Origin of the sequence: Gabonibacter massiliensis, assembly GCA_001487125.1 — a bacterium.
Classification (GTDB): domain Bacteria; phylum Bacteroidota; class Bacteroidia; order Bacteroidales; family Marinifilaceae; genus Gabonibacter; species Gabonibacter massiliensis.
In genome coordinates, this window is record LN913010.1 from 1 (window position 1) to 24143 (window position 24143).

14 protein-coding genes and 1 rRNA gene are annotated in these 24143 nt (G+C 44.4%); 14 read left to right on the plus strand and 1 reads right to left on the minus strand.

Features of this window, described 5'->3' with window-relative positions; genetic code table 11:
- Positions 1-134: 134 nt before the first annotated feature.
- From rrf to BN3283_RS14575, 12 genes are all read left to right on the plus strand, one after another.
- Positions 135-245, plus strand: a 5S ribosomal RNA gene (rrf, locus tag BN3283_RS00530).
- 308 nt (positions 246-553) lie between these two features.
- Positions 554-937 (plus strand): fibronectin type III domain-containing protein, encoded by a 384-nt coding sequence (locus BN3283_RS14710; protein ID WP_059025299.1) that lies wholly within the window; start codon positions 554-556, stop codon positions 935-937.
- A gap of 61 nt (positions 938-998) precedes the next feature.
- Positions 999-2183, plus strand: coding sequence for a hypothetical protein (locus BN3283_RS00540; RefSeq protein WP_059025300.1), 1185 nt, complete (start codon positions 999-1001; stop codon positions 2181-2183).
- A 27-nt stretch (positions 2184-2210) separates the two neighbouring features.
- Positions 2211-5414 (plus strand): golvesin C-terminal-like domain-containing protein, encoded by a 3204-nt coding sequence (locus BN3283_RS00545; RefSeq protein WP_059025301.1) that lies wholly within the window; start codon positions 2211-2213, stop codon positions 5412-5414.
- A gap of 34 nt (positions 5415-5448) precedes the next feature.
- Positions 5449-5829, plus strand: coding sequence for a hypothetical protein (locus BN3283_RS00550; RefSeq protein ID WP_147625507.1), 381 nt, complete (start codon positions 5449-5451; stop codon positions 5827-5829).
- A gap of 44 nt (positions 5830-5873) precedes the next feature.
- A complete protein-coding gene (locus tag BN3283_RS00555) occupies positions 5874-7040 on the plus strand; it encodes a hypothetical protein (RefSeq protein WP_286137417.1) in 1167 nt (388 codons plus the stop codon).
- 197 nt (positions 7041-7237) lie between these two features.
- Positions 7238-8770, plus strand: coding sequence for a histidine kinase (locus BN3283_RS00560; RefSeq protein WP_082667031.1), 1533 nt, complete (start codon positions 7238-7240; stop codon positions 8768-8770).
- Between the two features lie 154 nt (positions 8771-8924).
- Positions 8925-11495 (plus strand): zinc-dependent metalloprotease, encoded by a 2571-nt coding sequence (locus BN3283_RS00565; RefSeq protein ID WP_110688848.1) that lies wholly within the window; start codon positions 8925-8927, stop codon positions 11493-11495.
- A gap of 62 nt (positions 11496-11557) precedes the next feature.
- Positions 11558-14884, plus strand: a complete 3327-nt coding sequence (locus BN3283_RS00570) for a SusC/RagA family TonB-linked outer membrane protein (protein WP_059025304.1) — start codon at positions 11558-11560, stop codon at positions 14882-14884.
- A 13-nt stretch (positions 14885-14897) separates the two neighbouring features.
- A complete protein-coding gene (locus tag BN3283_RS00575) occupies positions 14898-16256 on the plus strand; it encodes a RagB/SusD family nutrient uptake outer membrane protein (RefSeq protein ID WP_041504639.1) in 1359 nt (452 codons plus the stop codon).
- A 136-nt stretch (positions 16257-16392) separates the two neighbouring features.
- A complete protein-coding gene (locus BN3283_RS00580; RefSeq protein ID WP_041501893.1) occupies positions 16393-17127 on the plus strand; it encodes a LytR/AlgR family response regulator transcription factor in 735 nt (244 codons plus the stop codon).
- Between the two features lie 77 nt (positions 17128-17204).
- Complete coding sequence (locus BN3283_RS14575) at positions 17205-17411, plus strand: hypothetical protein (protein ID WP_286137418.1); 207 nt, start codon at positions 17205-17207, stop codon at positions 17409-17411.
- Positions 17412-17548: 137 nt separating this feature from the next.
- Here the strand turns inward: BN3283_RS14575 and BN3283_RS00585 are convergent, their stop codons facing one another.
- Positions 17549-18586 carry a YeiH family protein gene (locus tag BN3283_RS00585; protein ID WP_041501894.1) on the minus strand — a complete coding sequence of 346 codons (1038 nt, stop codon included), beginning with the start codon at positions 18584-18586 and terminating at the stop codon, positions 17549-17551.
- Between the two features lie 514 nt (positions 18587-19100).
- On the opposite strand from BN3283_RS00585, the gene BN3283_RS00590 reads away from it, so the two are divergent.
- Both BN3283_RS00590 and BN3283_RS00595 read left to right on the plus strand, forming a co-directional pair.
- Positions 19101-22499, plus strand: coding sequence for a SusC/RagA family TonB-linked outer membrane protein (locus BN3283_RS00590; protein ID WP_059025306.1), 3399 nt, complete (start codon positions 19101-19103; stop codon positions 22497-22499).
- Between the two features lie 18 nt (positions 22500-22517).
- Entirely contained in the window at positions 22518-24137 is a 1620-nt protein-coding gene (locus BN3283_RS00595; protein WP_059025307.1) for a RagB/SusD family nutrient uptake outer membrane protein, read from the plus strand.
- The last annotated feature ends 6 nt before the right edge of the window (positions 24138-24143 follow it).

The following is a 24143-nucleotide window of genomic DNA, read 5'->3' on the forward strand; positions in this document are numbered from 1 at the left end:
AGCCGAGCGGTACTAATAACCCGATAGACTCTGTCGGTTGTTTCATTTCTATGTTCGATGTCCCTCTCCATTCAACTAGCTTTAGGTTTGACGCTATAGACGTTGAATTTTTTTAAAGGTATTTAAAGGTATTAAAAGGTATCTACAGCGACGGTGATCCACCTCTTCCCATTCCGAACAGAGAAGTTAAGCCCGTTAGCGCCGATGGTACTGCCGCGAGGTGGGAGAGTAGGTCGATGCCGAATTTAGGAAGAAGCCACGAGAGATCGTGGCTTTTTTTATTTTAAATTGTAGATTGTAAATTAAAAACGGAATTCAATCTACAATTTAAAATCTACAATCTACAATCGTCAATCCTTTAATCTCCTAATCACGGAATCTCTCAATCCCTAAATCCTTTAATCTACCATCATCAATATTTCTAATATCAGATTTTTTCAATCTATACTTGTTATTATTTGGAATAAAATTCAATAGAATTTATTTGCAAATAACATATTTTTTTTAACTTTACAAGTGATATATTTATTATGAACTTATACACTTTAGGATTATGAAATCAAAAAAGTTAAAATTAATCTTGACCGTATGTATCGGTCTAACCCTTACGATCGTTGCTACTGCCGCTGTGTATGTACTTAATCCGCCTTCGCCTCCTCGAGCGCTTCAGATTGATGATATAACGGAAACCAGCTGTATGCTAAGCTTTTCTCCTCCTTCAAGTGATGGCGGATCACGTGTATTACGTTATATTATTGAAGTTAAGGATGCTCGTTGGGATTTCTCCTGGAGGCCTTACGCTTCAACTCCATCGACTAAATATCTAATTACGGGTAGAAAGCCGGGATCTGTTATGAAGATTCGAGTTTTCGCTGAAAACGCAGTTGGACTGAGTGAGCCATCAAAAATAGTAGTAGAATTCCCAAAAGTAAACTAAAATCTTTTATTTATATTTCGGATAATCCCATGCAAGATAATCCGAAATTAAATTTATAATCATGAAGAAGATGTATAGATTTTTATGGCTTTTGTTCGGCATTTTTATTTTCGATAGTCACCTTGCCGTTTGTTCTTCTCCCCCTACGCGTTTGGATATGAAAAGGGATTTCACGGTGGTTGAAAAAGTGGAACTGAAGCCTTTCAAAACATACGACGGTTTAAAAGCGTGGCATACCTGGATCATCGACGGCTCCCTGCTGTATGTCATAGACCATGATCCCAAGTATGATTTGGGAACTTGTTATGATTTCGACACGGGAAAGAAGTTATCCGTGCTTGCAAAACACGGGAAAGCTCCATACGAATTATCCGATTATATATCCTACAAGACCATTCACGTGACAAAAGATTTTATCGTGTTCGTGCCTGCTGAAACGATTGCAAAGACGGTTTCTCGTAAAGCCGTTTATACTCGAGAAAACGCGATAAAGGTTTTCGCCAAAAAAGATATGATCAACAATGTTCCCCTGAAAGACAGGAAAGTGATCATTCCCGCATTTCCGGACAGCGTTTGGGTAGAGCAGGCGACGATCCTCCCGAACGGGGCTATCGTGGCGATAATGCCTTCTCCTTTCTTTGACTTGCAAAAATTAGAAAAAGATGCCCGAACGGGTATGGAGAAGAAAACCCTGATGGTTCTCGGTCAGAAAGGGGTAACCTATCACGAAACACTCCCGGGTGAGGGTTTCCCGGAATACGAGATGTATTCGAAGCCGAATCCGTACATCTCGATGAAACAGGCTAACGCGAGAGGTCTTTTTAGAACGAGAGGCAACGATATGGCTGTTTTCGCCGTGGATGGTCAATTCATGTTGTACACGTTCGATTTCAACAGCGGGAAGGTCAAAAACGTGAAAAGGTACACGGATATTTTACCTTTGAATGGTGGAAATGAGGTAGGTAACGACATGGGATTGCGTGTCGTGTGCCTGGAAGTGACCGATAACCATATTTTCTGTCTGGTAAGCGGTTATTTTAGCGAGGCGGATAAACAATCGAAGACCGACAGAAGTGCCGTATTCGTGTTTGACTGGAACCTGAAACCTATTAAGAAGTTTGAATTGCCAAAGCTAACCAAGGGGTACTACACGATTCCCATGGATGGAAGCGCGGTTTACTTCAAACAAGTCGACAAGGAAAACGACAAAAACACGCTGTTGTATAAGGCCGATTTGAAAATATAACGACATATAGTCAAAAATCATAAACTTTTGAAAACCGCATTAAAAACAATTGTCACTCACGAGAGCAAACTGGTGAGAAGAAACTGGTTATTCTACCTGTTTATTCTCGGGGTGTTCGGATTCATGGTCGGGTTCTTGATCCCCTGGAATGCCCGAAGCCTCCAGTGGTGGCAGGTGGTCCTCGCCTCGTCCCTCCCCGCGTACGGGTTTTATTTCTTGAACCTCTTTCAATCCATAGTGATCACTTTTTTAGTTTGTGACATCCAGCGCAAGCGGAAAAAAGCCGAAACGCGAGAAGTTCTTTTCACCAGACCCGTTGATAACGAGGAGGTATTCCTCGGGGAGGTATTAGGCATACTGATCCCGTTTCTCGCGGTCGATGTTATCTTCATGATTTCCTGCGGGATTATCCATGTCATCATTCCCGATTCACCCGTGAATCCCGGGGTGTACCTGTTTTACCTGCTGGTGCGCGTGATTCCCGCGCTCGTTTTTATCACCGGGTTAGCGTCGCTCGTGAACCGCTTGACCAAACACCCCCTTGTCAGCTGGATGATCCTGGTTGGGGCGCTCTACTTCTCGTGCGCTTACCTGACAAAACCCCTGCACGGGATGCTGGATTTCCGGGGAAGTTCGCTCACGGACTCTTTTTCCACCCTCGTGGGGTTCATAGACCTCGACGAAACGTTGCTACACCGGGGTGCCTTCTTGCTACTGGGAATTTCCTTACTTTGCTTTGCCGCCCCTCTTGCTAAAAGATTACCCGGAAAACCCCGTCGAAAAATTTATTTCGCTGCGGCCGCTTCCCTCCTCCTCGTGCTTTCCGTGGGACTGGGGGGCATCTACTTGAACAAGTTCCAAAACCGGAAGGAGAACAGGAACGCGTACCGGGAAACTTTCGCCGGGTATAACAAGTACCCCACCGTCCGCGTACTCACCCATGACATCGCGTGTCAGCCCGGGGGAGACCGCCTCACGGCAACAAGCCGGATGGAGATACAAAATCAACGGAAAGTGAAAATGGAGCGATTTTTACTCTTCCTGAACCCGGGTCTTCGGATCAATAAGGTGGAATCCAACGGGCAGAACATTCCCTGGCACCGGGAACATCAAGTCGTGGTCATTGAACGCCCCCTGGAGCCCGGCGAGCGTGCTGAGGTGACGATGGAATACGCGGGAGGCATCGACGAGGAGGTTTACCAGGTGAACCTCCCCGACGAGGAGTTCTTTTCTCCCGTCAGTTACACCATGCACATCGAGAATTTGGGGAGGCGGTTGGGTTTCGTGTCGGGAGATTTCACGCTGCTGGTACCGGAAGTGATGTGGTACCCCATGGCCGTGCCCCCCGTGGGGTTGATGGCCTCCAGGGAGATGAATTTCACGCGTTACAGGCTACGGGTGAAGGAAGCGGGGAACAAGGTCGTTTTATCCCAGGGAAAAACCTCCAGGGAGGGGGAGTACGTCACGTTTGAGAACCTGCAAAACCTGACCGGGATAAGCTTGTGCATCGGTCAATTCGAAAAAAGAGCGGTTACTGTGGATTCCCTGACGGTGGAGCTTTACACCTACCCGGGAAACGACTTCTATATGAAAACCGTTGACGCGTATAAACCCCTGCGAAAAGGGGCGCCGGGACGGGAGCAAAGGATAGAGAGCATATTCCGTTCCTGTAAAGATATCATCGAAAAAGGCCAGGATTACCCCTATCCCTACAAGTATTTGAAATTAATCGAGGCACCGGCCTCTTTCCTGCATTACAACGGGCATTCTCTGTATCGTGATAACGCCCAGCCGGAAATCCTGTTCTTTAATGAGCGATGGCCTCAAGAGGTAGAAAAACCCGGGAGCGGTTGGGAAGAGTTGTTGTCAGACAAGTTGCCCTACGCCTTGAAACACACGGGTATCGACAAGGTTTTCTCGGGACACACCCGTAGCATGACATCCGACAAGTTCCGGGGGATGGATCTCCTGTACCGGCAAATGATGAACCCGCTATCGCAGAGGCTTACTGTAAAACCATACATGTTCGAGCGGATCGAGAAAAACGGCCTGGAAGGATGTATCACGGGAGAGTACAGCCTGGAACAGGAGGTTGCCATTTCTTTAAAGGTTTCCCACTTGTTGAGTTACTTGACGACGATAACCTCTTGGGACTCCTTGAGTCGGTTCATGGAAGAGTTTAACGCGCGAACCTGTTTCCAGGAAGTGAATTTCGATTCGTTTATCGACGAGTTCGAACAATGTTTCGGGAAAAATATCCGGAATTACCTGGACGAGTGGTACATGAGCCGTGAAATACCCCGGTTGCACGTCAAGGATCAATACAATAAAGTCACGGATCGATTAAAAATTATGGATTTTAAGGTGGGTAATATCAGCGAGACGGGTGGTATCGTCTCCGTCATCTCGTACGCGACTGATGACCTTGGAAGAAACCGGATATATCGTTGGCGGAGTTACCCGGTCAACCCCGGGGAATACAAGCGAATCGTCGTTCATGAAGATCGAAGGTATGGATTAATGCTCACGACAAATTTCTCGGGGAACCTGCCGGGAACTTTTTCATTTCAAAACGGGCAAACGATTAAATCCGGCACGATACCCGAAGAGGGGGTTACCCCGCTGAAGCGGGACGAATTCTATCCCCCGGGAGAGATTATCGTGGATAATGAAGATGAAAATTTCCATCTGATCGACTCCCCGGAGAAGCGGATGCAATTGGCGGATCTTATGAACCAAAAGAGAGGCGAGGGAGAATATAATTTGAGCTCTTGGAATACTAAAATAAACACGTGGGGTTCTCCTACTATTCCCATGTTGGTAAATAACTGTTACGGGAAATGTATACGTAGTCTCTATATCAAAAAAGCGGGTACCGGGAAGTTCAAGGCCGAATGGGTAGCGAACCTCCCGGAAGCGGGCAGATACGAGATCTTTATTCATCGACCTCATTTGCTGAGCCATACCCGCGAGAACGAGACATTTCTTGCCGACTACCCGGGGATGAGAAATTACTACACGGTACACACTCCCGAGGGAGAAAAGGAGGTTGTCCTGGAGGTTGAAGAGGGAGATCCCGCCTGGGTATCGCTCGGTGTATTCAGCTTGCCAGCCGGGGTCTCCCGCGTGGTATTGGACGACCGGGGAGCTCCTCCCATCACGGCCAAGAACGGAGTAACGTATGTTCAGCTGGTGGTGGCTGACGCTGTCAAATGGGTGAAGCAAGAGTGATGATAAAGAAAATGAATAGATAAAAAATAACGTTATGAAGAGAAACAACATGAAATCATGGTTACTTACTTGCTTAGGCATGGTTTTCACGATCGTGACAATAGCCGGGGTAAGTGGAGTACTTAAAGCACCCCGGGGATCCGGTGTTCCGGAATATAGACGGACAGAAACGAGTATCAATATCACGTTCAAACCTCTCCAGGGAGACGGCGAGGAACCCGTCTCCCACCGGTATGTCGAATCCCGGGGCCCTTGGAATCTGGCATGGAAGTTCAGGGGGATGACTTCGACGTCCGAATACGAGGTGACGGCGATAAGGAAAGGAGCTTTGGCTGAATATCGCGGAACCGCTTCCAATGCGGCCGGTATGAGCAAAAGGTCAACCGTGAGTACCAGTTTCATAAAAATTCAGTAGATTCATCAAGATTCAAGGTTCGTTGAATTTAACATCAAGTAATCATGAGAAAAAAAAACATACAATCACTTTTAGTTCTTTTAATCGGCCTCTTCATGTTCAGTTGCGACAACGCTGAAAAGTTCCCGCTGTCGAGCATAGACACGGATTTTGTTGTTGTCGGGAAGCTGGATTTTCAACGCTATAAAAATTTGACAGTCAAGCACGACAACTTTATGGATGACGTGATAACTACAAGCAATATTAACGTGATAGAAGACTCGGTGTTGTGGTTCGTCGAGCCCCTTGACCATGATGATTACGATGCTTGTATCTGTTATAACCTGAACACGGGGGAATCGTTGGCGTCGAGTGCGTCACCGGGGAGAGCACCCTACCAGATGGAAGGATTAACGGGGTTCAAGATTGCGGGGGATTCCGTCTACTTTTATGAAGGCCGGAACACGGTCAAGACCTTTAACAAGCAAGAGATTATTCGGGATGTTCCCATGGAGGAGAGGAAGTTCAGCGTAACGACTTTCCCGGATTCGGTTTGGGTATCCCGAATGACGAAATTGCCGAACGGCACGGTGATAGCTACCATTCGCCCGCCTTTTGAATTTGAAAAGAACAACGTGAACGGGATCAATAAAAACTCGGTGGTGGTTTGGGACCATCAAGCAATGAAGGGGTACCAGACCATCGACTACGCCAGTTTCGATGTCAAGAAAAGGAAGCGCACCGAGATCCCGGCGAACGACCTCATCAAGTGGACTTATGCGCAAGGCTTTATCGAGACACGAGGTAACGACTTGGCCGTGATCGCCTCCAGCGACCAGTTCATGTTATACACGTTCGATGTGACCACGGGTAAAGTGGTGAACGAGAAGAGATACACGCCGGTTCAATACTCTAATGAAGAGTTCTGTTTCTTATCAACCAACGACATGCGGCAGAGTATTTTAGCCATGGAAGCGAACGACTCGTACATCGTGTGCAAGGTGGGTGGTTATTTTAATGCAGAAGATAAAGAGTATGAAGTGTATAAAGAGGCCATTTTCGTGTTCGACTGGAACCTGAATCCGATCAAGCGTTTCGATTTGCCCGATTTAGGTCCCAAGGGGTACTTTTCGATATCGAATGATGCCCGCTCGGTGTATTTCAATGATTACGCGGCCGAAGAGGATGAGTTCTTTAAACTCACGCTGCATAAAGCGGATTTAGCGTTATGATTTATCATTCGGGCGGCCATTGTCTGGCCGCCCGACTTTTGAGAAACATCGTCTGTGCAACAAAGCGTCGTGGCATGATTTGTCCATCTTTTTAATCCTCCGATCATTATATCATTCAATCCCAAAAATTCCTTAATCTTTTAATCATTAACCAACATTTGTCATTTGTCATTTTTTTCTTTTATCTTTGATTTCAAATGAAGTTTAGGACCAACAATATTATTTTGATGGGCTTTGTTTTATTAGCCCTTTTCCTTGTGGCCATTTATTTGATCGGAGACAAGATAGGTTCCGTATGGAATCGGTTGAGTAATGATTTTGTTATGGATCAATGTCGTTATCGTTCGCAAACTATTGCTTATGAATTTAAGAAGACGGAGCAATTGCAACGGGTAGTCCGGGAATTTTTTACTTCCAAAAAGTGGCAGGAGGAGGAGGAGTTGTTTTCTTCTTTGATGATTATACCTCAATTGGACACGAAACTGAGCCGGATATGGTATTTTGTGGATGGAGAGAAAATATTGAATGTATTGGATAAAGATACGACCTCTTTTTATAAATATAAATTGTCGGAAAGGAAGCAGTCGGAATTTAGAGAGATGATAGATACGCTCCAGAATGATCGTTATAGCGGGACCTATAATGATGCTGGAAAAATTTATTGGACCACGGTAGATGTTATTAGGAATAAAAAATGGGGAGATGTGCTTTTAGGCTTTGATATCTCTTTACCGGATTTGCATACCTATTTTTCGGAGATAACGGCCATATTCCGGAGTTATGTTTTTATCGTCAATGAAAAGGGTACTATTCTCTCTCATCCGGATGAACGTTTATTGGGGCAAAAGCTGATGGAGAAAGAAGAGTTGGATTCGATAAAGCAGGTATTGAAAGAAAAGAAGGAGTTGCGTATTTTGGCGAACTCTGCTTATTTGAAGGTTCCTGTGGTAAGGGTCTATTTTCCGTTGGAAGTAGGAAATGAACGCTGGATCATAGGAGTGAATGTTCCTCAATTTGTTTATAGCGAACAAACCGAAGAATTCCATCGTTATGCTATTATTATCGCGTTGATTACTATTTTGATATTTACGGTGTTACTCTTCCTCGCGCAACATAAATGGCGAAAGGAGTATCGGTTGAGGCGTAAGGTGGAGCGGGAGTCTGTCGAGTTGAACTTGCAACAGTTGAAAAATCAGATCAATCCTCATTTTCTTTTTAATTCTTTAAATTCGTTGAGTGCTTTGATTGGAACCGATACGGTATTGGCCAAAGAATTTGTTTTGAAGTTATCAAAAGTATACCGTTACCTTTTGGAAAAAAGAAATGTCAGTTTGGCCACCGTCAGAGACGAATTGGAATTTACCCGTCAATACTACTTTTTACAGAAAATACGGTTTGGCGAGTCTTTGGAGTTGATATTCGATATCGATTCCGATGTATTCGACCTGAAGATCCCGACCATGAGTCTGCAAACGTTGGTCGAGAATGCGATAAAACATAATCAGGTAACCGTACAAAAACCTCTCTGGATAAAAATATACGTGTTCGACGATTGTGTCGTCGTTGAAAATAATTACCAGCCTCGTACCGAATCTACGGTTGAATCGATAGGTGTAGGCTTGGAACGTATTCGAAAAATGTATGAATTTTACGGGCGTTCCGGCTTTGAATTCAGTAGTACAGGTGCTTATTTTATATGCAAATTGCCGTTGTTAAGCGTTGATTCATAAGGAGAAACAATGAATTTTCGTTTCGTGGTATTTTTTCTGTTATTCACTCCTTCATTTTAGGCATTCACTCCTTTTTTATTTCGTTTTTTTCAATAATAGGGTATTATTGTAAAAGATGAATAGGCTCATGATAACTATTATAAAGACAAAAACTATGATTACAACGAAAACCTTTATTGTATGTATGACGGTATTGACGTCGTTTTTCTTTCTTCCTGCCGAAGGAGCGGTTAGAAACAGGCATAAGAAAAAGGAGGTTAAAACGGATACTGCGGTTACCAAAAACAAATACGATGAATTATTGAATAAAGCCAAGACGGCGGAAGGTATGATAAAAATTCATACAGTCGGTAATGACTATTATTTTGAGATAGCCGATTCTTTATTGGGACGGGATATTCTGATTGTAAACAAAGTATCCGGAGTTCCTGGAGCTTTGAATGACGCCGGACTGAACAAGGGAATGGAGTACGATGACAAGATTGTTCGTTTTTATAAGGACGAGGCTTTAAATAAGGTTTGGGTAACGACCTACGACCCGAGGGTAAGCGTTCCGGAGGGGGATGCAATCAGTCAGTCGGTCAAAGATAATTACCGGGAGTCTGTGATCGAATACTTTCCGATCGAAGCTTATGGAAAAGATTCGACGACGGTCGTATTTAAAGTGAACAAGATTTTTGACGGTAGCGAGAAAAGTATAAATGATTTGTATAATAGTATCTCTTTGGGAACGTCTGTAAAAAGAGATCTATCGAAAATATTGAGCGTGAAAGTTTTTCCGAAAAATGTGGTGGTAAAGGCGTTAATGACGACGCAGGTGACAGATGGGGCCGTTTCGGTCCCATTAACCGTTGAAACGACAACAAATCTTGTGCTTTTGGATAAAGAGCCGATGAAGCCCCGTTTTGCGGATCCGAGAGTTGGTTTTTTCAGTACGGAACGTATTTATTTTAATGACAAACAACAAGCGGTGGAACGACGGGAGCTTGTACATCGTTGGAGATTGGAACCGAAACCGGAAGACGTGGAAAAATACAAACGGGGAGAGTTGGTTGAGCCGGTGAAACAAATTGTATTTTACATCGATCCGGCCACGCCGAAGCAATGGCGTGAGGAGATAATAGCCGGTGTTTATGACTGGCAGGCGGCTTTTGAAGCGGCCGGATTTAAAAACGCCGTTGTTGCCAAAGAAGTGCCTGCCGATGCGACGGATTTTGATATTGAGGATGTACGTTATTCTGTAATCACTTATGCCGCTTCGGAACAGGCAAACGCGATGGGACCTTCGGTTGTCGATCCTCGTTCCGGAGAGATTATTGAAGCGGATGTGGTATGGTGGCATAATGTAATGAGTCTGTTACATACCTGGATGAGAGTTCAGACAGCAGCAATCGATCCGAGCGTCCGCGGAAATAAATTGAGCGATGAACACATGGCAAGTGCTATTCGCTTTGTTTCTTCCCATGAGGTAGGACATACCTTCGGATTGAAACATAATATGGGAGCCTCCTCTTCTTTCCCGGTAGATTCGTTAAGATCGCCCGAATTTACGTCTAAGATGGGAGGTACGGCAAGTTCCATTATGGATTACGCTCGTTTTAATTATGTGGCGCAACCGGAGGATGGCGTAACGGAGATTACCCCGAAGATCGGCATGTATGATAAGTTTGCCATTCGCTGGGCTTATCGTTGGTTGGATGTTGCGACTCCTCAAGAGGAATTACCTGTTTTGAACGATTGGATACGGGAGCATGAGGGCGATCCGATGTATTGGTACGGAGAACAACAAGATCCCCGGGATCCGATCGATCCCCGTTCTCAGGATGAAGATTTGGGAGACGATATCGTGAAAGCCAACCGTTACGGAATAAAGAATCTGAAACGGATCGTTCCCCATATTCAGGAGTGGACGGAGGAAGAGGGACAAGGTTATTTCGAGGCAGGTAAATTGTTGATGGCCGTGATTAATCAATGGAAAATGTACGGGGATCATGTAACGGCAAATGTAGGGGGGATTTACATTAACAATCCCGTAAAAGGAAGTTCGGAAGACCGTTATATTCCCGTGCCCAAAGGCATCCAGAAAGAGAGTGTAAAATATCTTATCGAAGAGGTCTTTACGGTTCCCGAATGGTTGTTCGGAGCGGAAGTATGGAAAAAAAGCTACCCGATACAATCGGGAGTCGAATACTCTCCGTACACGGTTGTCAGGGAGTTGCAGTACGCTACTTTTTATAATTTGTTGAAAGACGATCGTTTGATGAGAATGTATGATGCGGAAGCGACTTTAGGTAGAGAGAAATGTTATACACCGGAAGAGTTGTTTGCCGATTTGCACAAAGCTGTTTTCAAAGGAACTTTAGCCGGACGTAGTTTGTCCGTTTATGAACGTATGGCTCAAAAAAATTATATCGATGCCATCATCGTGAGTTCAAACAAAGCAGTAGAGAAAACTACGAAAAAGGCTCTTCGCGGGGATGAAACAGGGTGTTGTTTTGCATCCCGGAGGCCCGCTTTCACGTTAGATCTGCAGGAAGATGTACGGATTCGGGTGTTGCATTTCTATTCCATGGGAAGAGTTTCCGAGGCCGTATCCGTGAAACGGGGAGAGTTGCTGAAGGTATTGAAATTGGCGGAGAACCGTCGTGCTACGGGTGATGTGGCGACACGACACCATTATGAGGACTTGATTATACGCGTAAAAGAGGCGTTGAATATGCGATAATAGAAAAGAATAACCAAGATGTGTACTTGCGTTCAGAAAACTACAATTTAAAACAAACGAAAATGAGAAAAATTTTATTGTTAATTGCTCTGTTCTGTCCGCTTATGATATTTGCCCAAAAGGACAAGGATATCAGAATAATTAAAGGCGAGGTGTTGGATTCGATCACCAAAGAACCTTTGATTGGAGCGACAGTATTTATTGACCCTGAAGCGGTCGAGGCGAAAAATTTCACCCCGCAGGGGACGGCTACGGATTTGGAAGGTCGTTTTGAGATGAAGTTACCGAAAGCGGTGAAATACGTGATGGTTAGTTATATAGGATACCTTACCCAGAAGGTGGATGTCAGCAAAGGAGAGGATTTTAAGATTCTTCTGAAGTTGGATCAGAAGCAGTTGGATGAAGTGGTCGTTTATTCGACCGGTTATCAACAGTTGGATAAGAGAAAGGTTACTTCTTCGATGGTAAAAGTGGATATGGACGATATTAAAAGAGTCGGGGTTGCCAGTGTCGATCAGTTGTTGGAGGGACAAGTTGCCGGAATGACGTCAATTCCTACGAATGGCGCTCCGGGTGCTCCTAATAAAATGCGTATCCGCAGTACGGTTTCCTTGACCGGAAGTACCGATCCATTATGGGTGATGGACGGAATGATTCTGGAGGGGAACGATATTCCGGCCAATTTTAGTGATAAAGATAATATTGACGAACTGTATAATACTTCCATCGCGGGAGTGAACCCGGCGGATATCCAGGATATCACGGTATTGAAAGATGCCGCGGCTACGGCTATTTATGGCGCTCGTGCCGCTAATGGAGTAATCGTTATTACCACTAAAAAAGGTGCTAAAGGTAAACCGAGGGTAAACTTTTCAGGAGGTGTTTTTTATACCTTGAAGCCGGATTTGGGTAAGTTGAGGTTGATGAATGCTTCCGAGAAAGTGGATTTTGAACTGGATATCGCTTCCCGGAGTGATTTGGATTATAGGAGCGAATACGGGGAAGTTTCCCGTATCTTGTCCCGGTACGGTCAATTGGATGCTCTTCGTCAGAATGGTTTCAGCGGTATATCCTCTGATGCTCAATCGGAGATAAACGCGTTACGTAATATCAATACGGACTGGGGAGATGTGATATACCGGAATGCCGTGAACCAACAATACAATTTAAGCGTATCCGGAGGTTCTGATTTAGCCAGATACTATTTTTCAGGAGGATATTATAACGAGGAAGGAACAACTCGCGGTACCGATTTCGAACGTTATAATTTAACGATGAAGACCGATTTCGATTTGTTTAAAAATTTCAACGTGGGAGTCTCTTTGTTCATTACAGACAGTAAAAGGAAAAGTTATTTGACCGATGCAGACGCTTTTATTAATCCTGCTTATTACTCTCGTACGGCCAATCCGTATCTGAGGGTAAGAGATGAAAATGGAGACTACGTGTATGATAAGGATATAGAGGGATATAGCGGACGGCACTTGGATTTTAATTTTGTCGAGGAGATGAACAATACCGATTATACCTTGAAAAACCGTTCCATAAAGCCGATGATCTCTATCGATTACAAGGTGGCTTCCTGGTTAAAACTGCAAACTCAATTCTCTATGCAGTTGGAACATACCGCTTCGGAAAAGATTGCCGATCAAAATACCTATTATGTTAGAAAATACAGGGAGAAGGCCAGAAATGGCGAGGGAGTCTCTTTCTTGCCGGATGGAGGTATTATCCAGAATGCGACGACGGATATGAACCAGTATCAGTGGAAAATTCAGGGAGAGTTCGATAAGGTTTTTGCCGATAAACATGCTGTCGATGTGATGATGGGATTGGAAATGCGGGGAAGTAAAACAACCGATATTCAAACGAAAGGCTTCGGTTACGATCCGAACTCTTTGACGACCAAACCGCTGGTATTTCCAGAGGGAAATACGATGATAAACGATGCCTCTTTCCGTCAATATAAGAAGACGTTCAATGAAGATCGATTCCTCTCTTATTATATGACGGCATCCTACACGTATGATTATCGTTATACATTCTTCGGAAGCTTGCGTTATGACGGATCCAATATGTTCGGTGTCGACCGGAAATATAAATATTTACCGTTGTGGTCTGTTTCTGCTGCCTGGAACATCAATCAGGAAAGTTTCTTAAGCAACGTGGAGTGGATATCCGATTTGAAATTAAGAGCCTCTTACGGAATTCAGGGGAACGTAGATAAAAATACTTCACCTGAGATTGTGGGAGAATGGGGCAACATAACGATTCTTCCCGGGAATAACGAGTCCAATATTACCGTGAGTTCTCCGCCTAATCAATATTTGCGTTGGGAAAAAACAAAGAACTGGAACGGAGGATTGGATGTAGCCGTCTTGAATAATCGGATCGCTCTCAGCGTGGATGTATACCATCGGGTGAGTGATGATTTGATCGGTATACGGGCTTTACCCGGAGAAAACGGTTTTAACTACTCGACGATGAACTGGGCGAAGCTGACCAACGAGGGATATGAGTTTTCATTGTCTACGGTTAACGTGAAGACCAAAGATTTCAGATGGGCTATGGATTTCAATATCGCTCATAATAAGAGTAAAATCAATAAAATCAACGTAAGGGAAAATTCGTACGAACCTTCAAGAGAGGGTTATTCCGTGGGAGCTGTATTCTCTTTGAAAACAGCCGGATTGGACGAGAACGGTTTACCCGTATTTTTGAATAAGCAAGGAGAAAAAGTTTCATTCTACGATTTTTATGGATTGGAGTACGGATATATGATGGGAGGCTTTATTCCTTTCCTGAAGAGTAATTTGACGGCGGAAGAATACCGGAATCTGTTTACCTATGAAGGAACAACGGAACCGAAATTTACCGGGGGATGGATCAACCGGTTCTATTATAAAAATTTTGACTTGACGGTATCCGCTTCCTTTATTTTGGACCAGACCGTTCAGGAAACCCCGTTCTACAATCCGACTTCGACCTCTCCGGGACAAAACTATTCCAAGAAAATGCTGGATGTGTGGTCTCCGAGTAACCCGAACGGGAAATACCCCCGGATTTTAGGAACAAACACGGAGGGAGCGGATAATTGGGCTTACCAATGGATCGGAGGAATGGACCAGGGTTCTTCTTTTAAAAATTATGATATCTGGTTTAAGCAGATGAGCTATATGAGAATCAACAGTATCCGCCTGGGATATACAATACCCGAGAATGCCATGAAAAGGATCGGTTTTGCTTCCGCGCGGGTAAGCTTCGAGGCTCGTAATCCATTTGTTTTCGGCGGAAGTTATAAAGGGTATTTCGATCCGGAGACCTATGGAAGTATGTATGCTCAGCCGTTGGCAAAAACCTTCTCTTGTGGCCTTGATTTAACATTTTAATTAGGAAGAATATATGATGAAATATATACAATATATCGTAGTTTCACTGGTTCTGTTTACATCATGTAATTATTTGGATGTGGAACCGGTAGGGAAAGTGATTCCTGATGAGATTTCCGAGTTTCGTGCATTATTGACCACGGCTTACGGTACTTATCCCCAATATAAACGTTTGTTGACGGTTCGTTCGGATGAAGTTTTTCCGGATGCGTACGGGTTATCCTACGAAGACCATATTGACCTGGCGACTTGGAATGACGAAAATCCGGATCCGATTACCCCGACTTATCCTTGGACGGATGCTTATAAGACGATATTTTATGCCAATAGTGTTATCGAAGGCGTGATGGATGCCAAAGAGGATGTGAAAACGGATACGAGAGAACAACTATTGGCAGAAGCCTATTGCCTGAGAGCTTACGTGCATTTCGACCTGTTGAATCTTTACGCGAAATGGTATACCCCGGAAACTGCAACTTCGGACAGAGGCATTCCGCTTTATTTGACGATAGATATCGGACAGGAATTCGTGCCTTCAAGCGTAGAAAATGTATACAAGCAGATCGTATCCGATATCGAGGAGGCCGGGAAATATATGCAGGTAGAGGAACAGCCTGCGGCTACTCGTTATCGTTTTTCCAAGAAATCCTTAAAGGCTTTTGAAGCAAGGGTACGTTTATATCGGGGCGAATGGGAGTTGGCACAAAAAGCTGCCGAAGATATTTTACCTCAATGTCCTTTGGAAGATATTGTAACAGGGACGGTAAAACCTTGGACAAGCGAGTCTAAGGAGGCTATCCTTTCTATGGAACAAGTTTCCAGTACGGTGATTCGGGAGGATATGTATGTTTTGGATAACGTTTTGAGTAAATACAATATGGATAAAGAGGGTGAGGTATATAAAGATGCGCGTATAGGACTCTATCTACGACCCGGTTATGCAGCCGCTTATGCCGGAAAAGGAGGGACACAGGGAGAAAAGGTAAGTTTTCGCAGTTCGGAAATCTATTTGATTGCCGCAGAGGCTGCAGCTCGCCAAGACGGTAAATTGTCGATAGCAAAAAGTTATTTGTTGACTTTGCTGAAAAATCGGTTGCAAAATAGTTATTACAATGAAAAGGCTACTGAAATTGAAGCTATGAATCAACAGCAATTGATCGACGAGATCATGAACGAGCGTGCCCGGGAATTGATATTCGAGGGACATCGTTGGTTCGATTTGCGGCGTACGACTCGCCCCGAGATCGTGAAAGTTTATTTTGATGCCAATTTTGATATGCATACGGCTACGTTGCAACAGGATGATCCTAAATATATTATTCCGTACCCGGAGGAGGCTATCCAGAATAATCCAAATTTGGGTGGAAGATAAGTAGTAATTAAAAACCAAGAGGGAAAAGCAGTGAACGAAAGTTCACTGCTTTTTTAATTTGCGATTGTTAATCGTTATTATTTTATCTATTTTTGCGAATAGGGAGGGTAAAGGCTCTGAATTAAAATCGATAGATATGAATGCTGTTATCATTGAAGATGAGTGTTTGGCTGCAACTGAATTGGAAACGCTTTTAAAAGAGGTTGCTCCGGACATTAAAATAGAGGTGAAATTAGATTCGGTGGCGGATAGTGTGAAATGGTTGAAAAAGAACCGGACGGATTTGATTTTTATGGATATTCATTTGGGTGATGGACAAAGTTTCGATATTTTCGAGCAGGTAGAGATTCATGTTCCGGTCATTTTTATTACGGCTTACGATGAATATGCCTTGAAAGCTTTTAAATATCAGGGAATTGATTATATCTTAAAACCGTTCGACAAAGAGGAACTGCAACGGGCCTTGTCGAAATTAGGTACACTTCGTTCCGATTCAGCCCCTTTCCCGACAGCCTCCTTGTCTGTTTTTCAGGAGCGTTTTCTGGTAACCGTCGGTGCCAAGATGAGATCTGTTGCGGTGCAGGAGGTCGCATATTTTATGGCAGACGGGAAGTACCTTATCCTTTTTACCCGGGATGGACAGAACTATATTCTGGATCAGACCATAAGCGGCATAGAAACCAAGTTGAATCCCCTTCATTTCTTCAAAATAAACCGGAAATTTATTATCAATTTTGCGGCAATTAAAGAGATGGTTCGCTATTCCAATAGCCGGATCAAAGTTATTTTGTCGCCGCTCCCTCCCGACGGTATAGAATCGATTGTCAGTACGGATCGAATACAAGAGTTTAAGCAATGGTTAAACAGATAAAAGAATGACAATTTACAATCGTCAATCTTTTTAATCTCTTAATCCCCAATTACTGAATCCTTTAATCCCAGAATCTTTTGATTCTTCAAATCGTCAATCTACAATCGCAAGGGATAACTCCTCGGGGCGGGGAGGTTCTCGTCGGTCGTGTAGTCGATTTTCGTTCACTACCCTCCGGGACTCGCTACGCTCAAACAATCCGTCGGGTGGCCGTTCCGACACTCGAACCCGACACTCGCCGTTCACTATTTATACCCCTTCGTTTTTCTCCCTTCCCCCTTTAATCAATTGTAAATTTTAAATTGTAGATTGTAAATTAATTTTTGATTTACGATTTATGATTAAGATTCTGATCTTACCCTCTTTAAATCGTAAATCTAAAATCCGAAATCGTAAATCTTTTTAATCTCAGAATCTACAATTAAATAAGGTATGGACTTAAATATTTTACTAATAAATAACCGCCGCCTAAAAGCCAGACATAGAGGACTAATGCCAGAATAAACGGTTTTGCTCCTGCTTTTTTAAATTTTTCAATACTCGTTTCTGCCCCGAGGGCCGTCATGGCCATGGTTAATAAAAAGGTATCGAAGTCATTGATAAAACCGATGACCGGTTGAGGCAAGAGGTTAAAAGAATTGAATCCGATCACGATCAGAAAACCGAAAGCGAACCAGGGCACTGTTATTTTCTGTCCTCCTGTTTGTTGTTTGTTTTTGTTTTTTCTGGCACGGGCTACCAAATAACTTACGATCAGTAAAACGGGAACAAGCATGATGACCCGGATCATTTTGACGATAATGGAAACGGCCGCGATCTCTTCTCCCATGGCATTTCCTGCTCCCACGACGTGAGCTACTTCATGCAGCGTTGAACCGGTATATATTCCCATTTGTTCGGGATTTAAATCCACGATACCGCTTTTATAGAGCATGGGGTAGATGAACATGGAGATGGTTCCGAAGATAACGACAGTAGATATGGCCACGGCCGTTTTGTAAGGTTTGGCTTTTATGGTCGATTCCGCTCCCAGAATGGCGGCCGCTCCGCATATTCCGCTTCCGATAGAGGTCAGCAAAGCTATGCCTTTATCCATTTTGAGCAATTTGCCGATAAGTACGCCTCCGTATATCGTAATCGTTACGACGACAGCATCGATCAAAATGGCCGGTAATCCTACGGCTACAACGTTTTGAAACGTCAGCCTGAATCCGTATAAAATAATTCCTAAGCGCAAGATTTTTTTAGAGCAAAATAAGATTCCCGGGACCCACGTTGCCGGTAATCTGTTTCGTAAACTATTGGCATATAGCATACCTAAAATAATACCCACGATAAGGGGGCTAAAAGACAGTTTTTTTACGAAGGGAAATTCACTGATGTAAAATGCTGCACAGGAGAATAAGGCGATCAACAAAACGCCGTGGAGCATATTGCCTCTTTTTTCACTTAATTTCATTGTATTGTACTTATTAATATTGTTGGTTTAATCTCTTTTAAAAGCCGATGCGAAGAAACTAAATTTTTTTACGAAACATAAGATATAAATTGTTATTCGGTATAACTTTTATTTATGGAGAAAAGATAAAACAAGAGGATATGACAAGTGCTTTTCTATTTGAGAATCTCGACTCTTTATTTTATCACGAATATAATAAATTGATAATTAGTGATATAATATATTTTTTATAAAAAAACGAGTTTTTCATTCCCCATAAAAACGGTTTTTTGTGTTATATAAGTAGTGAGCGATGAGTCATTCTTAAAAGGATCGTTTATTGATGTTATGCTTTTTTTGATATAGAACTCCCCGATACTTCCCTAAAAAAACGCCATTAACTCTAATTACTAAATAGTTAACAAATATTCACGTAATATCCATACTTGTTGTTTTGTCGTGTCAATAAACGATGGTTTATAGCCATTATTTGATGTTCCTTTTAATTAAGTTGCATAACTAAAACAAACAATTTATGAAGAAAATTCTGACATTGTGCCGGAGGTATCCCGGAAGATTAAAAAAAGAGGGAGTCGTCTTCGGTTGGGTATTATTATTCGTTTTGTCGGGTGTATTGAATGTTCGCGGGGCGGAGAGCTTCAAACTCGATCGAGAGGTGAAATTGTCCATGAAAAATGTTTTTTTGAAAGATGTCATGTGGGCGATAGAACACCAGACTAAATTCATTTTCATGTATAACGAAGAGGATCTGGATAAGGTCGGTAAAGTGAATGTCGAGGTACGGGCTTCCGATATCGAGGAGATTTTAAATGTTTGCTTGAGAGGTACGGGGTTGACTTACGTGATTCAGGATGCCGTGATCGTGTTGAAACCCGTGATAGAAGACAAGAAAACCAAGAAAATCAAAGTTGCTGGAAAGGTGACTGACGAGAAAAAAGTACCCTTGCCGGGGGTCACGGTATTGATAAAGGGGACGACTTTGGGAACGGCCACGGGTGTGGATGGAAAATACTCCTTGTCGTTACCGGACGTAAAGAGTATCACGTTGGTATTTTCCTTTTTAAGCATGAAGACCCAGGAGATCAAATACACGGGGCAGGACACGATTAACGTGGTCATGAAAGAGGATTTGCAGAAGCTGGAGGATGTGGTGGTAACCGGTTATTTGAAATTGAAAAAAGAGAGTTTTACCGGGAATGCGACGACCGTGACAAGAGATCAATTGCTGAAAGCCAATAATAAGAACGTTATTGCAGCGCTTCAAGCGTTCGATCCCTCTTTCCGGATCAAGGAGAATAAACTGTTCGGATCGGACCCGAATGCCCTACCCGAGTTTACGATCCGGGGTGAAGGAAGTCTCGGTATCGAGCGGGGACTGGATGTGGAAAAAAATCGTCGAACACAACGTACCGCGTTGAAGGATAACCCGAATCTGCCTATCTTTATCTTAGACGGGTTCGAGGTTGCCGTTCAGAAAATATACGATATGGACATGAACCGGATCGAGAGCATGACCATTTTGAAAGATGCGGCAGCCACTGCCATGTACGGTTCCCGGGCGGCCAACGGGGTCGTCGTGGTTACCACCGTACCTCCTGTACCCGGAGAGTTGCGGGTATCTTACAATTTTACCGGGGGAGCGGAGTTCCCGGATCTTTCGGATTACAACTTGTGTAATGCCGAGGAGAAGCTGGTGGTGGAAAAATTATCCGGAAAATACATTCAGGAGGATGGCGACGCCGGGATGCAATTATTAAAAGACCTTGCTTACAACGATTTGGTAAACGAGGTACGTCGCGGGGTAAAAACCGATTGGTTGGCCCAACCCCTGCAAAACGTGTTCAATCACTCGCATAGTTTGAATGTTTCCGGGGGAGTGGAAAGTATCCGTTACGGCTTGGACCTGAATTACGGGACGCATAACGGGGCGATGGCCGGTTCTTACCGGGACAATGCGGGGGCCGGTTTGACGTTGGATTACCGGAATAAAGGGTGGTTGCAGATCATGAATTCCGTTTCGTTTAACGTGACCCGGTCACAGGACTCTCCTTACGGGGCGTTCGATACTTATGCCAAATTACAACCCTATTACGCTCCTTATTCAAACGACGGGGAGTTGTTGATCAGGCTGAAGAACGATGAGGTTAACCCGCTTTACAAGGCCAAGCGATTGGGAAGCTACACGGGGAGGTCGCGTTTGAACGATTTGACCAATAATTTCAGTATTAATCTTACGATTTTACAGGGTTTCACGTTTAAAGGTCAACTTTCGTTGACAAAAACCGATTCGGAAACGGAATCTTTCCGCGACCCGAAGGACCCTTTTTTCAGCACGGCTCCGACCCGGGAACGGGGTGTTTTGTCTGTTTCCGACGATAAAAGTTTTAACTGGAATGTAAATGCCATGTTTTATTATAACCGTTCAGTCGGGAAACACTTTATCAACGCGACGGCGGGTTTAAACGTGCGGGAGACTCACGGGAAGAGCACCTCTATGCGGTACAAGGGATTTCAGTTGAGTAATTTGCATTCTCCGACCTATGCGGCCATGCAGGACGGTAAGGCAAGTGTCTCTTCCGACAAGAGTCGTTTGTTGGGGATTTTAGCTTCCGTCAACTACTCCTACAATAATATCTACCTGTTCGACGGTTCTTTCCGTTTGGACGGGTCGTCCAAGTTCGGTAAGGACAAGCGTTTTGCTCCCTTTTGGTCCGTCGGGGCGGGTATGAACGTGCATAATACCGAGTGGTTGAAAGATCATTGGCTGATCAGTACCTTACGGGTGCGGGGAACTTACGGGGTGACCGGTAACGTGAATTTTCCCCCTTACGCGGCCATCTCGACCTATAAGACCTCGGACAAGTGGTATTACGCCACCCCTTCCAATACCCTGATCGCCTTGGGCAACCCGAAGTTAACCTGGGAGAAGACCTATACCGTGGATTTCGGAATGAACTTAGGGTTGTTTAACGAGCGGTATTGTCTTGAATTCAGCTATTACCGGAAAGATACTAAAAATCAATTGGAGCAACTCTCGATACGTACCTCTTCCGGCTTCTCCGGTTTTTACACGAATGCCGGTTCTGTCAGGAACAAGGGATTCGAGATCAAGGTAACAGCGACTGTTTTACAGACTCGGGATTGGACGGTGGCCCTGACCGGAACTTTAGCTTCCAACACGAATAGAATCACGAAATTGGGACAGGAAGCCGAGCGATACAACAAAAATATTCAGGATTTTCATAATAGTAAAAATGAGGAGGGAGGAGATGGTGAATATAAAGAGTTGCTTTATATTCCTTTAACCCAGTATTACGTGGGAGCTTCCACCACGGCCATTTACGCGGTTCCATCTTACGGTATCGATCCGTCGAACGGGCAGGAGTTGTTCCGGAAAAGAAACGGGAGAAGTACCTATGTCTGGAACGCGGCGGATGAGGTGGTCGTGGGAGATAAAAGCCCCGATGCGCAAGGATCTTTCGGGATCAACATCGGTTGGAAAGGTTTCTACGTGAATACCACTTTCCTTTACCAGTGGGGAGCGCAGGATTACAACGAGACGTTGATCAAAAAAGTGGAAGAGGCGGATATCGACGGGGGAAACGTGGATCGCCGGGTATTGACGGAGCGTTGGAAACGGCCGGGCGATATCGCTCCTTTCTTTGATTTGAAAGCGAGAAAACAGACACAGCCGACTTCCCGTTTCGTTCAGGACAATGATTACGTGGCATTTAGCGGCCTTTCCTGTGGTTACGATTTCAATCAGGAGCTGATTCGTAAATTCCGCTTGACCTCCTTGGGGCTGCGTTTTAACGCGAACGATATTTGCCGGTGGTCCACGATACGGCAGGAACGGGGAACCAGTTATCCCTATGCCAAGAATTACAGTTTTACCTTGACGTTAGGTTTCTAATTTTAAAATGAAAGGATCATGAAAATAAAGATACAAATCATTCTTTTAATCTCCGGGCTGTTTTTCGGTTCTTGCCGGGATTGGCTCGATCTGCAACCGGAAGGAGAGGCAACCAGTGACGAGTTGTTTACTACCGGCGACGGCTACCGTTCCGTTTTGGCCGGGATCTATCAGGCTATGACGTCCAAAAATTTGTACGGGGTGGAACTTCAATTCGGTATCGTGGATTGTATCTCCCGGCAATACACTTGGAATTGGCAATACTCGGACGACGGGAAAAGCATGTATCGGAGCGCCGGTAGTTTCGACTATTACAATGTTTCGTTAAGGCCGACTATCGATGCGATTTGGAAAGACGGCTTTAACGTGGTGGCCAACGCGAACAATTTGTTACAAAATACGGAGAAGGCCTCCCCGGACCTGTTTGCCGGGGGAGAGACGGAGCGTAGATTGATCATGGGCGAGGCCTATGCCTGCCGGGCTTTGATGCATTTCGATATCGTACGGCTTTTTGCCCCGGCTTTGATCCATGACGACGGAGAAAAGCGGGTTCCTTACGTGGAAGCGACGCCCAATATCCAGCCCGATGGAATCGCGTTAAAACCTTTTCTCGAAAAGGTGATCCGGGATTTGAAAACCGCCCGTGCGCTGACGATTGAGTTCGATACTTCGGCTTTGGGAATGAGCATGAGCGCTACCGGGAAAACCCGTTTCGAGGGCATCGTGGAATCCGGAATGGAGGGGTTTAATAAAGAGAACACGATAGACGGTTTTTATACCGGGCGGGGATACCGGTTGAGTTATTACGCCATTACCGCTTTGTTGGCAAGGGTGTACCAATACGCCGGTATGTACGAGGAGGCTTTCCAGATGGCAGATACCGTGTTGAAATTTAAAGCGAAAGGGGTGAACGGGGCTTCTTATGACATGTTCTCCAGCGAACAGTTCTGGTCGATCCAGAATGACGATAACGAGCGAAAGGAGGATTTGAAACTCACCTCCAATCTGATTTTTGCTCTCTATAACGAGGAGGCTTACAACGACTATAACCTTGGAGATTTTTTCCGGAAAGAGGCCAGTGGAATGACACAAGGCAATTGGCTCGCCCTGGATGAGAGAAAGCAAAAGATATTTCTGAACCCGAGTGATTCCTATGACGAGTCTCAGATGGATATTCGTTCCCGCTATCTTCTGTTTCAACCGGGAGGTTTATGGGGATATAAAATATCGGCCAAATGGTATTGTAGCGACGACACGAAAATACGCCAGAAGAATGTTCAGATCCTTCCTGTTATCCGGGCCACGGAGATGCGCTACATTATGGCCGAGAGTTATGCCCGTAAGGGGCAATTTGCCCAGGCATACGATATCTTAAATACCGTTCGCCGCAACAGAAGTACCTCTGCCGATGTCGGAGGAGGTGTCTGGGCCACGATGAAAGATCTTCCTGTTACGACGGATTATGCCTCTTTTCAACGGGATTTGGTTCGCGATGCGCAACGGGAATGGATATCCGAGGGACAGTTGTTCTATCTTTACAAGCGCTTGGGAACCAAGATATTTATGCAAGAGGGAGAAGAACGCGAATTGAGTAAATCCGAATATATGTTTCCGCTACCGGATAATCAGAGTATGTAATCTTAA